Raw genomic sequence first — 13,257 nt, 5'->3', positions numbered from 1 at the left:
GCTCCAGGTGGTGCGGGGCCCGGTGGCGCGGCGTCCTCGGCGCACCCGAACGTCGCGATCCTACGGAAACGGGCCCGCGCCGTGCGGCGCGGGCCCGGTATCCGGGACGGCCCGGCGCCGGAGAGGTTCGGGTGACCGGTCGACCGCGAGCGGTGATGGCCCTGGTGGCGCGAGTGATCGCCCGATCGCCCAGCACCTGGTGAACCGCGGCGGCGCTCCGAACGGGGCGGCGGTTGCCCGGCGCGCTTGGGGGACAAGAGAACTGACATGTCCTCAGAAGAACTTCGCATGCGCCGAATTCCCGGGACCGGGCGGGCAACCTCCGGCGGAGGGACGGGCGTCATCGGGGTATCGGGGCACCGTGCCCCGGGTCTGGAGGAACGACATGGCTGTCGGAACACGCATCCGACTGTCGCTGATAGGCGCGCTCGCCGCGCTCCTCGCGGGCGGGGTCCTGCCCACCACCGCCTCGGCCGCCCCGGAACCATCGCCCGCCGCGGGGGCGGCGCGCTGGACGGCGGCCAAACTGCCGAGCGGCGACACCGTGCTGACCGGCTCCACCCGTCCCGACGCCCGCACCACCTGGGCGGCCGGCTTCCGGGTCGCCCCGGGCAGCGACGGGAGCGTCGGGTTCGACCCCGTGCTCTACGCCCGCGACGACCGCCGCGACGGGAAGTGGACCGAAGTGCCGACCGCGCCCGCCGGGACCGACCGGGTCAACGCCGTCGCGGCGACCTCGGCCCGTGACGGCTGGCTGGTCGGTGACTCCGGCCGGGGTGGCGGGCCGGTCATGACCCAGCACTGGAACGGCCGCTCCTGGCAGGTGGAGCCGGCTCCGATGCCCGCCGACTCGGTCGGCGGCGGCCTGCTGGGAATCGCCGCGCTGACGCCGAACAATGCCTGGGCGGCGGGCTGGAGCCAGGGGCCCGACAGTCACGTGGGCATCGTCCAGCACTGGAACGGCCGCTCCTGGCGGCAGGTCGAACTGCCCGCGCCGTTCCAGAACTGGGGCCTCGGCGCGATCGCCGCGGCCGGCCCCGACGACGTCTGGGCCGTCGGCAACGGCTACGCCGAGGACGACCGGCCGGTCGCCCTGCACTTCGACGGGCGCAGCTGGAGCGTCGTGCCGGTGCCGGCCTTCGGCGGCCTGTACGGCGAGTTCAACGATGTCGTGGTGAAGGGGCCGCGCGACGTGTGGGCGGTCGGGCGCGTGGTGCTGGACGAGAAGGACCGCGGCCACGCGTTGCTCATGCACTGGGACGGTCGCGCCTGGACCCGGGTCGAGGCTCCCGAGGGTGCGGGCGCCGTGAGCGGCGCCGCCTCCTCGCCGGACGGCATCGTGACGGTGGGCCGGGTCTCGGGCGGCGGCGAGGCGGCGTACGCGCTGCGGGTGACGGGCTCGCGGGCGACCTCGCTGGACTTCCCGGAGTCCGGCGCGGGCACGGCGTTCTGGTCCTGGAAGGTGTCCACCACCGGTCGTGAGGTGACCGTCACCGGCGCCTTCAACTACGAGAAGCAGCAACTCCCGCAGCCGATGGTGATGACCACCCGGCTCTGACCGCAGTGCTCTGACCGCAGTGCCCTGACCGCACGGCCCCGGCTGTACGGCCCCGGCTGTACGGTCGCGCCCGGTCCGGCGGCCCCGCCTCGGCGGTGGGGCCGCCGGACCCTGCCGTCCCGCCGCCGGTGCGGAATCCGCGCACGATCGGGCGGCCGTCGGAGTTCCCGCGTCGGCCGGTCGCCGACACCGTGCCGTACGTGCCGGCACCTCCTCAGTCGAGGGAGGCGGACAGCCCGCCGGCGGAGCGGCAGTAGCCCTGCATCTCCTTGTCGGAGAACTTGGCGCAGAGCCGGCCGGCCGCGCCCGCGTCCGTGTAGTTGACCGTGTAGTAGCTGACCAGCCCCTCGGCGCAGGCCTTGCGCTGCCAGCCGTCCGCGGCGGTGGCGCACTGCTGGGCGGCCCAGTCCTCGCGGTCCAGGTTGTACTTCATGGTGCGCGAGCCGACGCCCCGGCTGCAGTCGACCGCCCCGCCGGAGGCCTTGCCGGCGAGGCACCACTTCAGTGCCTCGGCGTACACCTCGGGGTGGTTCGGGTAGTCGTGCGAGGAGAGGTAGAAGGTCGGCGCGTAGAAGAAGCAGGCGGACTGGAACAGCGCCGGCTGGTCCTTGCACGGGTACAGCGGGTCCTGGGCGAGCTTGTCGGCGGGGAGGTTGGCCTTGGCCTTCTCGTCCTCCTCGTCCGGGCCGAAGAGCTGCATGAACAGGCCCTCGGAGCAGCGGATCCGGTTCTGGTCGGTGGTGAACTTGTTGCACAGCTCGCGCGCCTTGGCGACGTCCTGCTTGGCGACGAACATGGTGCCGTGGCCGACGCCGTGGATGCACGGGCCGCTGTTCTTGGGCGCGCAGAGCTTGACCAGGTCGGTCTCCGGCTGGGCGGAGGCGTTGAGCATCTCCTCCACCGCGCCGTGCAGATAGCCGGCCGCGCAGGTCTCGTGCGGGAAGGAGATGACCTTCTGGAAGTCGGCGTTGAACCGCTTGACCGCCGCGTGCCCGAGCTCGTGGGCGATCGGGTGGCAGAACCGGACGGTGTACGGCAGCTGCTTGGTGATCCGGTCGAGGTCGGCCAGGGCGACGCCGGGGTCGCTGGCCTCCATCTCGGCCATCAGCTTGTTGCGCAGCGTCGAGCGGGTCCACACCGCCGGGTCGCCGGTCGCGGTGGCCGACGCGGCCGGCTGCCCGGCCGCCTGCCCGGTACTGGCGGGCGCGGCGCCGGCCGAGCCGGTGGCGCCCTCGGTCCCCGGGACGGCCGCGGCGACGGCCGCGCGGTCGGCGGCCTGCTGGGGCGTCCAGTCGGTGACGGCCACCGACCCCAGACCCAGCACCCCGAGCAGCAGGGCGGTGAGAATCGCGAAGGCTCGCGGTTGCATGACGGAGATCCCCCGGCGGATCGAGACGGACGGGACGTTCCCCATCCTGACGGCACGGGTCTCGGATTCCGTGTTTTCGGCCGCCATTCGGGAGGTGTCGGCGACGCTATCGCACGTCCCGACCGGTCAACGAGCCGGGTTCACGGCGGGTCACCCTCCCCCGGGTGGCGCAACGGCGCACCACCCGGGGCACCCGGGGTCAGAGCTCCAGCGACACCTGGTACTCCGTCAGCCAGGCGTCCAGGTCCAGGGCCAGATCGGCCGCCAGCCGGACCGTCTGCGGGTCGGTGTCGGGGGCGAGCGCGTCGGCGAGCTCGCGGCGGTCGAGCAGGGCGAGGGCGGGGGAGCCGGGGTCGGCGGCCAGTGCGGCGAGCTCGCGGCGGAGCAGCTCCGGGTAGCGGGGGTCCTGGACGATCGGGTACGGGCTCTTCATCCGGCCGGCGATCTCGGCCGGCAGCACGTCCCGGACGGCGGCGCGCAGCAGGCTCTTCTCCCGGCCGTCGAAGGACTTCATCGTCCACGGCGTGTTGAAGACGTACTGCACCAGCCGGTGGTCGCAGAACGGCACCCGCACCTCCAGCCCGCTGGCCATGCTCATCCGGTCCTTGCGGTCCAGCAGGATCCGGACGAAGCGGGTCAGGTTGAGGTACGACACCTCCCGCATCCGCCGTTCGAACGGGTCGGTGTCCGGCAGGTGCGGCACCTCGGCGAGCGCCTCCCGGTACCGGGCGCGCCGGTAGCCGGGCAGGTCGAGCTTGGCGAGCAGCTCCCGGTCGAGCAGTTGCTCGCGCGGGCCGGTGCCCGCGCCGCCGAAGCCGCTGAGCGCCGACAGGCTGAGCGCCGTCGCCCACGGGAAGTCGTCGGCGTCGAGGGCCTTCGGGTCGTGGAACCAGCGGTAGCCGCCGAACAGCTCGTCCGCGGACTCGCCGGACAGTGCGACCGTCGAGTGCTCGCGCACCCTGCGGAAGAACAGCAGCAGCGAGGTGTCCATGTCGCCGACGCCGCCCGGCAGGTCCCGGGCGCGCAGGGTGGCGAGCCGCTGCGCCGGGTCGGTGAGGGCGGCGCTGTCCAGCTCGATCACCGAGTGGTCGGCGCCCACGTGCCGGGCGAGCAGCTCCGCGTACGGCCGGTCCGGGGTGGTGCGCACCGCGTCCGGGTGGAAGTGCTCGCTCTGCCCGGTGAAGTCCACCGCGAAGGAGCGGACCGGTCCGGCGCCCGCCGCCTCCAGGCTGCGGGCGGCCAGGGCGGTGACCGCGCTGGAGTCCAGACCGCCGGAGAGCAGTGAGCACAGCGGCACGTCCGCCTCCAGCTGGCGGTGGACGATGTCCTCCAGCAGGGCCCGGACGGTGCCGATCGTGGTGGCGAGGTCCTGGGTGTGCCGGCGCGCCTCCAGCGACCAGTAGCGGTGGACCGAGACGCCGCCGCGCCGCACCCGCACCAGGTGGCCCGGTCGGACCTCGGCGATGCCCCGGTACGGGGTGAGGCCGGGGGTGCGGATCATGGAGAACAGCTCGCGCAGCCCGTCCAGGTCGACCACCGGGCGCACCGCGGGGTGGGTGAGCAGCGCCTTGGGCTCCGAGCCGAAGAGCACGCCGTCCGGCGTGGGGTGGTAGTGCAGCGGCTTGACGCCCATCCGGTCGCGGACCAGCAGCAGCTCCTCGGTGCGGGCGTCCCAGACGGCGAAGGCGAACATGCCGTTGAGCCGCTCGGCGACGCGCTCGCCCCACTCCAGGTAGCCGCGCAGGACCACCTCGGTGTCGCCGCGGGTGCGGAAGCGGTGGCCGGCCGCCACCAGCTCGGCGCGCAGCTCGTGGTGGTTGTACACCTCGCCGTTGTAGCTGAGGGCGGCCAGCAGCCGGCCGTCGTGCTCGGCCGTCATCGGCTGGGCGCCGCCCTCGGGGTCGAGCACGGCGAGGCGCCGGTGGCCGAGGGCGGCGTGCCGTTCCAGGTGGACCCCGCCGTCGTCCGGGCCGCGGCAGAGCTGGGTGGCCGTCATGGCGTCGAGCACGTCGCGTTCGAGGGTCAGGTCGCGGTCGTAGGCGACCCATCCGGTGATCCCGCACATCAGCAAGCCTCCGGTTCTTCCGACACTCTTCCGATGCTCCCGCCCCCCTGGTCACCCCGTGGTTCCCCCCGGTGTGTGAGCAGGTCATCACGCTACGTGGTGGCTCCGGTGCGGACAAGACCCCGAAGCTGTGCCGGTTGCCGCAGAATCCTGCCCGATTTCGGGCAGGATCTTTGATCTTTGCCGGGAGGGCCGCCTAGGCTCACCGATTGTGTCCAGCCCGACCGGTTTCTCGCACCCTCACGAAGACCTCCTCGCCCACCTCACCCGGACCAGCCCGCTCGGGCCCCGGGAGGCGGCGCGGGTGGTGGCGGAGGTGCTGGCGTACTTCTCCGAGACCACCGAGGAGTACGTCCGCCGCCGTCACGGCGAGCTGCAGGCGCGCGGCCTGACCAACGAGAAGATCTTCGCCCGGCTCGCCGAGGAGCTGCCCGCCCGCCGGGTCGCGGCTCCGGAGCTCTCGGCCCGCCAGCTGCGCCGGATCGTCTACGGCTGACCGGCCACCTGTCGGAACCCCAGAAGCGGAACCCCAGTAGCGGGACCGAGGAACCAAGGAACCAAGGAGTCCACCACCATGTGCGGAATCGTGGCCTACATCGGCCCCAAGGACGCGACCCCCTTCCTGCTGGAGGGCCTCGCCCGACTGGAGTACCGGGGCTACGACTCGGCCGGCGTCGCCGTCGTCGGACGCACCGGCGGCATCAAGGTCCGCAAGGTCAAGGGCCGGGTCGCCGACCTCGCCGCCGCCGTCCCCGCCCGGTTCAAGGGCTCCACCGGCATCGGCCACACCCGCTGGGCCACCCACGGCGTGCCCAGCGACGCCAACGCCCACCCGCACCTCGACAACGCCGAGCGGATCGCCGTCGTCCACAACGGCATCATCGAGAACGCCGACGAGCTGCGGGCCAAGCTCGCCGCCGACGGCGCGGTCTTCCGCTCCGAGACCGACACCGAGGTGCTCGGCCACCTGATCGCCGCCCACGCCGCCGAGGGCGTCGAGCTGGAGGAGGCCGTGCGCGCCGCCCTCGGGAAGGTCGTCGGCACCTACGGCATCGCCGTTCTCGACGCCGAGCAGCCCGACCGGATCGTGGTCGCCCGCAACGGCAGCCCGATCGTGCTCGGCATCGGTGAGAAGGAGATGTTCGTCGCCTCCGACGTCTCCGCCCTGGTCCGCTACACCCGCCAGGTGGTCCACCTGGAGGACGGCGAGCTGGCCACCGTCCGCGCCGACGGCTTCCGCACCTTCACCGAGGACGCCCGCACCACCCACCGCCAGCCGTCCACCGTGGACTGGGAGATCGACTCCTACGACACCGGCGGCTACGAGCACTTCCTGCTCAAGGAGATCCACGAGCAGCCCGGCTCGGTCGAGCGCACCCTCGGCGGCCGCCTCGACGAGCGGTTCGCCACCGCCCACCTCGGCGGCCTCAACCTGGACGCCCGCGAACTGCGCGAGATCCGCCGGGTCAAGATCCTCGGCTGCGGCTCCGCCTACTACGCCGGCGAGATGGGCGCCCAGCTGATCGAGGAGCTGGCCCGGATCCCCGCGCACAGCGAGCCCGCCTCGGAGTTCCGCTACCGCAACCCGGTGATCGAGGCCGACACCCTCTACATCGCGGTCAGCCAGTCCGGCGAGACCTACGACACGCTCGCCGCCGTCCAGGAGGTCAAGCGCAAGGGCGGCCGGGTGCTCGGCGTCGTCAACACCGTCGGCAGCGCCATCGCCCGCGAGTGCGACGGCGGCATCTACCTGCACGCCGGCCCGGAGATCTCGGTCGCCTCCACCAAGGCGTTCACCTCCACCGTCGTCGCCTTCGCGCTGATCGCCCTGCACTTCGGCCGGATCCACGACCTCTCGCCCGCCGACGGCCACCGGATCGTGTCCGCCCTCAAGGCGCTGCCCGACCAGATCCGCGAGGTCCTCGCCCAGAGCGACGCCATCGCCGAACTCGCCGCCGAGTACGCCGGGTCCGAGGGCATGATGTTCATCGGCCGGGTGCGCGGCTACCCCGTCGCCCGCGAGGGCGCGCAGAAGCTCAAGGAGATCTCCTACGTCCACGCCGAGGCCTACCCGGCGAGCGAGCTGAAGCACGGCCCGCTGGCGCTGATCAGCCCCGAGCTGCCCACCGTCGCCCTCGTCCCGGACGACGAGCTGCTCGACAAGAACCTCACCACCCTCGGCGAGATCAAGGCCCGCTCCGGCCGCGTCCTGGCCGTCGCCCACCGCCGGCCCGAGGCCAAGCTCGCGGACCACTGCATCCTGGTGCCCAAGAGCGAGCCCGAGCTGGACCCGCTGCTGCTCAACATCCCGCTCCAGCTGCTCGCGTACCACGCGGCGGTGACGCTGGGGCGCGACGTCGACAAGCCGCGCAACCTCGCCAAGAGCGTCACCGTCGAGTAGTCGCGGACGCGCCCCGGGACCGGCCGTGCTCCACAGCCGGTCCCGGGGCGCGTTCCGGGCGCCGTTCCGGGCGCCGTCGCGGGCGCCGTCACGGGCCCGAAGGCCGGGCGGTCAGCCGGCCGTCCCGCGCACCGCCCCGGCGGCGCGGACGACGGCCTCGGCCAGCCGGTGGTTCTCCGGGCCGAGCGGGAGGGAGCTGAACCGGCGCCGCGTGTACCCGTAGGCGACGCCGCTGCGCGGATCGGCGAAGGACTGCGCGCCCACCGCGCCGCTGTGACCGAAGGCCTCCGCCCCGAGGAACGGGAAGCGGGTGCTCTGCGCCTCGAAGCCGAGGCCGAAGTGGTCCACCTCGCCGGTCACCACGTCGGTGCCGTGCGTGCGGACCGGACCGAACTCGGCGATCGTGGCCGGTGCCAGGAACGGCGTCCGCCCGTCCAGCCCCTGCGCCGCCGCCGCGTACAGCGCCGCCAGACCGCGGGCGCTGCCGAAGCTGCCGGTCGAGGCCGGGCCCTGCGCCTGCACCGAGCGGAGGTTGCCGAAGCCCATCAGGTCGGTGGGCGGGGAGGCGTTCAGGTTGAAGGCGATCCCCGTCAGGCTGTCGGGGGCCGGCAGCTCGCCCTGCTGGCCGGGGAGGGGGACCGCCGGAAGCACCGGCAGGAACCGCGCCTCCAGCTCCGCGGGCAGACCGAGGAAGAAGTCCAGCCCGTACGGGGCCCGGATCCGCTCCTCGAACAGCTCCTGCACCGTGCGGCCGGTCCGGCGGCGGACCACCTCGCCGGTCAGCGCGCCGATCACGTAGGCGTGGTAGCCGTAGGCCGTCCCGGGCTCCCAGTAGGGCTTCTGGACGGCCAGCCGGTCCGCGAGCCGCCGGTCGTCCGCCAGCTCCTCCGTCGTGAAGCCGCCGTCGACCCCGATCAGCCCCGCCCGGTGCTCCAGCAGCTGCCGGAACGTGAGTGCGCCCTTGCCCTCGGCCGCGAACTCCGGCCAGTAGTGGGCCACTTTCTCGTCCAGGTCGAGCACGCCCTCCTGCACCAGCAGGGCCGTCACCAGGTGCGCCGCCCCCTTGGCGGAGGAGTAGAGCGCGAACAGCGACTCGCCGGAGACCCCCTCGCCCGCCCAGAGGTCCACCACCCGCCGCCCGTCCAGGTGCACGGCCAGCTGCGCGCCACCGCCCGCCGGCTCCTCCGCCACCACGGCGGCGAACTCCTCCCGCACCGCCTCGAACCCCGGCGCCACGCTTCCGCCGACAACGTCACTGCTGGACATGCTTCCCCCTGTATGTGCTGCTGCGGCCTTGATCACCGGCCTGCCGGGGCGTCAACCCGCCCCGGCGCCGAAGTATTCCGGCGCCGGGGCGGGGAGCGGGCGGGCGGGTCGGTGTCAGTAGTCGGCGCTGGGCGCGCGGGTGGTGGGGCCGAGGTCCGGCTCGTCGCGGACCTCCAGGGCCTCGGCGTGGCGGTCCAGCTCGAGGACGAGCAGGGTGTTCCGGCCCGGCTGCCAGAGCGGACCCGGCGCGTAGAGGGTGCGCTGCGGACCCTCCTCGGTGTAGCGGCCGAGCAGGAAGCCGTTCAGCCAGAGCAGCCCCCGGCCCCAGCCCGGGAGGGCCACGAAGGCGTCGGCAGGGGTGTCGACCTCGGTCTCGAAACGGTGGAACGCCGGGTCGCCGTCGATGGTCCCGACGCCGTCCTCGAAGGTGAGGGCGGAGAGGTCGGTGAGCGGCAGCGGACGGATCTCCCAGGTGTGCAGGCGCTGGCGCTCGTGCGAGACGCCGCGCCGGATCCCCTTGCGATCGTCCATCTGCGGCCCGTAGTTGGCGCGGCCGAGCGCCTCGACCAGGATGTCCAGCGTGACCCCGGCCGGGCCCACCGCCAGCGGGAGGGTGGCGCCCGGCGCGTTGCGGTCGACGGCGCCGAGCGGGCGGCCGTCCGCGAAGACCTGCGCGCGGTCCCCGATGCCGTCGATCCGCAGCGGCATCTCCGGTCGCGGCCCCGGGACGTGGGTGCGGTAGTGGATCAGGCCGAGCGACTGGCCGACCCGCTCCATCGGCTCGGTGGTCGGCCGGTGGACGGGCGTCGACAGCGCGTCCAGGGAGTCCAGCAGCCGGGCCCGGCCGGTCGCCCGCTCCAGCCGGCGGGGCGCCAAGCGCGGCGGGGGCGCGGGCAGTTCACCCTCGGGGAGGGGCACGTACTTGCCGATGACGGACCGCAGGGCGTGGAACTTCTCGGTCAGCTCACCCGCCTCGCCGATCGGCGCGTCGTAGTCGTAACTGGTCACGGTCGGCTCGTAGCCGGCGGTCTCGGGCCCGGTCCCCGAGTGGTTGGCACCCGCCCAGAAGCCGAAGTTGGTGCCGCCGTGCGCCATGTAGAGGTTGACCGAGGCCCCGGTCGCGAGCAGCTCGTCGAGCGAGGCCGCCGTCTCCGCGACGTCCCGGACGTGGTGCGGCTGCCCGATCCGGTCGAACCAGCCGATCCAGAACTCCATCGCCGCCAACGGCCCCTTGGGCTGCTGCCGCCGCAGCACCTCGAAGCGCTCCGGCGCCCGCGAGCCGAAGGTGCCGGTGGCCAGCACACCCGGGATCGCCCCGCCCTGCTGCATGAAGTCCTCGGAACCGTCGGCGGTGAACAGCAGGCAGTCCACCCCGCGCGCCACCAGCCCGTCCCGCAGGTGCGCCAGATAGGCGGCGTCGTTGCCGTAACTCCCGTACTCGTTCTCCACCTGCACCGCCACCACCGGCCCGCCCCGGCTGCCCAGCAGCGGCAGCAGCTCCGGAACCACGGCGTCGAACCACCCGTCCACCTCGGCCAGGAACGCCGGGTCCGAGCTGCGCAGCCCCATCCCCTCGGCCGCGAGCAGCCGGGCCGGCAGGCCGCCGGACTCCCACTCGGCACAGATGTAGGGCCCCGGGCGCAGGATCACGTCCAACCCGTGCCGCTCGGCGGTCCGGACGAACCGGGAGATGTCCCGCCAGCCGGAGAAGTCGATCTCGCCGGAGGGTAGTTCGTGGAAGTTCCAGGGAATGTAGGTGTCGACGGTGTTGGCGCCCAGCGCGCGCAGGCGGCGAAGCCGGTCGTCCCACAGCTCCGGGTGCACCCGGAAGTAGTGCAGCGCTCCGGAGACGATCCGGTGCGGCGCGCCGTTGCGGCGGAAGCCGTCGTCGTCGAAGTCGAGCTCGATCATGCGGACCAGCTTTCGGTTGACGCGGTCGTCGGTCGGGTACTGCTGCGTCGGAGCCGGCCCGGGGGTGTCGGCCCACCGGGCCTGCCCCTCGTCCAGCCAGCGTATACGAGGTGTGTACGCGCCCCACCTACGTTTCGGCGGGCACGTAACACTCCGTAGGAAGGCGAGGTCGCCGACGCCCATGCGCCGGGATTCCCTCAGTAGCAAGACGCGGTCCCTGGTGGCCGCGATGATCGCGGGGGTGATGGCGGTCCCCCTGGTGGGCGCCGTGTCACCCGCCGCGCAAGCGGTGGAGGCAGAGCCGTTCACCGGTCTCCATCCGTGTTTCAACACCGACGGTCTGCCTCCGGAGGAGGTCTACCGGGGGGTGGGTCTCAACTACGGAAGCAGCACGAAGGACGCGAACCCCCAGGAGGGGCCACCGGCCGTGGGCGTCGACCCGGCCACGGTGTTCAGCGTCGGCTTCAAGGCGCGAGGGACGGACTTCTCGCTGAAAGCGCACGTCGTGGGCGATGCGGAAGGCAACGGCAGCAGCTCGTCGGGCTATGTCAGCACGAGTGCTGTCCGGAAGGTGGCCGTGGAGTTCGCCTCCCAGCACACGGGTTTCTCCGGGCGGGACGAGAACTCCGCCTACTACAAGGAGGGCTGGGTCTACACCATCGTGCCCGACCTCAGGTACGTGGACGTGTCGAAGCAGTTCAAGGCGCTCCCCGAGCAGGCCAAGGGCGAGTACGAGTGGGCGGCAGTCGGCCGTATCCCCGGCAGCAGCGTGAAATCGGCCTCGAAGGTGCGGGCGACCTACAAGCTCGACGCCAATGGCGCAGCATCGATCGAAAAGATCGCGACGATCGGGGAGGAGATCAACACCAGGTTCGAGAAGCCGGACCGGACCGTGGTACCCGACCTCAGGACCTACGGCTTCTCGTCGAGGGACGAGAAGTGGCCCGCGGTCTCGGTCAATGCGCCGGACAACCCCAGGCAGAGCCAGTGCAACGACATCGAGGAGGGGCTCTACGAGGACTGCGAGGGCGAGGACGAGACCGCCGGGCCCGCCGGCGCGCCGGTGGCGAAGAGCGGGGTGCGGAGTGTCGCCCTCGCCACGGCGGCCGGGGCCGCACCGGTGGCTGCCGGAACGGCGACGTCGCCGCTGTTCGACGGGGCGACGTACCAGTTCAGGGCGGCGGGGTCGGCGAACGGTCCGATCCACAACCTGGACGTGCGTGGCGGGGTGAGCACCAGCGGGACCACCGTGCAGGCCTACTCGCGCAACTGCACCGCCTCGCAGAACTGGCGGCTGCGCGCGGCCCCGGACGGCCGGTTCGTCCTGGAGAGCGCGCTCGCCCAGGGCATGGTCCTGCAACAGGACCTCTACAGCCACAACACCCTGCTCTGGCCGTTGCAGCGTGACGAGCAGGGCCGCTCGCAGGGCACGCCCAACCAGCAGTGGACCGTCAAGGACGCCGGTGACGGGGCCTACAGCCTGGTCAGCGCCGCCGACCAGAAGTGCCTCACGATGGCCGGACAGGAGTCCGTCGGCCTGAGCGTCAAGCCCTGCGACGGCGGCCCGGCACAGAAGTGGACCCTGTCCGTGCCGTGCGTGCCGACCGACCCGGCCTCGCTGCCGGTCACCGGCCGCACCGTGCCCGGGTACCCCACGCTGAAGTGGCCGACCGTCAAGGGCCACCCGGAGCTGACCTGGCCGTCGGTGCCCGGCGCTCCCGGGGTTCCGTGGCCTGCGGTGCCGGGCAGCCCCGACGTCCCGATGCCGGGCCGACCCGATCTGCCGGTGGTCGACTGGCCGGGCGCGCCCGCGCTGCCGAAGGTGTCCTGGCCGACGCAGGCGGGACAGCTGCCGTGGCCGAAGGTCCCCGGCTTCCCCGAGGTGAACTGGCCGATCATGCCGGGGACCAAGAACGTCCCCTGGCCGATCCTGCCGCTGCCGGTCGTGCCCGGGGCCGGTCCTGATGCCGGTACCGGGATCGTCGTCCCGGGTCGGCCCGTGCTTGACCGGCCGACCGTCGCCGGCCATCCCGAGCTGACGTGGCCCACCGTCCCCGGCTTCCCGGACGTACGGTGGCCGTCGGTGCCGGGATCTCCGGACGTTCCGTGGCCGGGCCACCCGGACATGCCCGCCGTTTCCTGGCCGGGCGCTCCGACCCTGCCCACGACCACCAAGCCGTCGTTGCCGGGCTTCCCGAACTGGACCTGGCCGGACATCCCCGGTTTCCCGGGGGTGCCGTGGCCGTCGCTGCCCGATGTGCAGCGGGCGCCGTGGCCCTCGGCCTCCGACTTCCCCGAGGTGCCGAAGACCCCGTCCGTGCCGGCCGTCTGCAAGCTGCCCACCGACCCGGGTACCAATCCGACCGACCCCGGCACGAACCCGACCGACCCCGGCACCAACCCCACCGACCCCGGTGGTGGTGACAACAACGGCGGGCCCCCCGGTGGGCCCGTGCCCCCGCTTCCCGGGATCAGGCTGCCCAGCTTCCCCTTCCTCCCCCTCTTCCCGCCGTGGGGCTGGAACCCGGGCGGACCCAGCGGGCCGAGCAGCCCCGGTGGTGGCCCCGGCAGCGGTCAGAAGCCCGACCCGGTGCAGGGCATCGGCCTGGTGTCGGCCGCGGACCCGCAGCTGGTGCCGGACGTCACCGGCGGGGTGCCCGCCAACGGGACGGCCGTGCAGGCGTGGA

General features: G+C 73.1%; 8 protein-coding genes. 4 read left to right on the top strand and 4 right to left on the bottom strand.

Features of this window, described 5'->3' with window-relative positions; genetic code table 11:
• Window positions 1-385 precede the first annotated feature (385 nt).
• Window positions 386-1,558 (top strand): hypothetical protein, encoded by a 1,173-nt coding sequence (locus VR45_RS29390; RefSeq protein WP_045942896.1) that lies wholly within the window; start codon window positions 386-388, stop codon window positions 1,556-1,558.
• Between the two features lie 214 nt (window positions 1,559-1,772).
• On the opposite strand, the gene VR45_RS29385 is transcribed toward VR45_RS29390, so the two are convergent.
• Both VR45_RS29385 and asnB read right to left on the bottom strand, forming a co-directional pair.
• Complete coding sequence (locus VR45_RS29385) at window positions 1,773-2,927, bottom strand: hypothetical protein (RefSeq protein WP_159394393.1); 1,155 nt, start codon at window positions 2,925-2,927, stop codon at window positions 1,773-1,775.
• Window positions 2,928-3,126: 199 nt separating this feature from the next.
• Window positions 3,127-4,992, bottom strand: coding sequence for an asparagine synthase (glutamine-hydrolyzing) (asnB, locus tag VR45_RS29380; protein WP_045942894.1), 1,866 nt, complete (start codon window positions 4,990-4,992; stop codon window positions 3,127-3,129).
• Between the two features lie 211 nt (window positions 4,993-5,203).
• Here asnB and VR45_RS29375 point away from each other — a divergent pair, with 211 nt between their 5' ends.
• Together VR45_RS29375 and glmS are read left to right on the top strand one after the other, a co-directional pair.
• Window positions 5,204-5,488, top strand: a complete 285-nt coding sequence (locus tag VR45_RS29375) for a hypothetical protein (protein WP_045942893.1) — start codon at window positions 5,204-5,206, stop codon at window positions 5,486-5,488.
• Window positions 5,489-5,566: 78 nt separating this feature from the next.
• Window positions 5,567-7,393 carry a glutamine--fructose-6-phosphate transaminase (isomerizing) gene (gene glmS / locus VR45_RS29370; protein ID WP_045942892.1) on the top strand — a complete coding sequence of 609 codons (1,827 nt, stop codon included), beginning with the start codon at window positions 5,567-5,569 and terminating at the stop codon, window positions 7,391-7,393.
• A gap of 111 nt (window positions 7,394-7,504) precedes the next feature.
• On the opposite strand, the gene VR45_RS29365 is transcribed toward glmS, so the two are convergent.
• Window positions 7,505-8,659 (bottom strand): EstA family serine hydrolase, encoded by a 1,155-nt coding sequence (locus VR45_RS29365; RefSeq protein WP_045942891.1) that lies wholly within the window; start codon window positions 8,657-8,659, stop codon window positions 7,505-7,507.
• Window positions 8,660-8,773: 114 nt separating this feature from the next.
• The gene (locus tag VR45_RS29360; protein WP_045942890.1) at window positions 8,774-10,570 is read right to left on the bottom strand and encodes a beta-galactosidase; all 1,797 of its coding nucleotides are present in this window, start codon (window positions 10,568-10,570) and stop codon (window positions 8,774-8,776) included.
• Between the two features lie 367 nt (window positions 10,571-10,937).
• Between VR45_RS29360 and VR45_RS50210 the strand changes: the two genes are divergently transcribed.
• Window positions 10,938-13,257, top strand: a 2,320-nt coding sequence (locus VR45_RS50210; RefSeq protein WP_159394392.1) for an RICIN domain-containing protein, incomplete at its 3' end; no start/stop codon positions are given.

Source organism: Streptomyces sp. NRRL S-495 (genome assembly GCF_000966955.1).
In the GTDB taxonomy this organism is placed as follows: Bacteria; Actinomycetota; Actinomycetes; order Streptomycetales; family Streptomycetaceae; genus Kitasatospora; species Kitasatospora purpeofusca.
The sequence above is the reverse complement of the archived record's forward strand: the minus strand, read 5'-3'. Positions and strand labels throughout refer to the sequence as shown.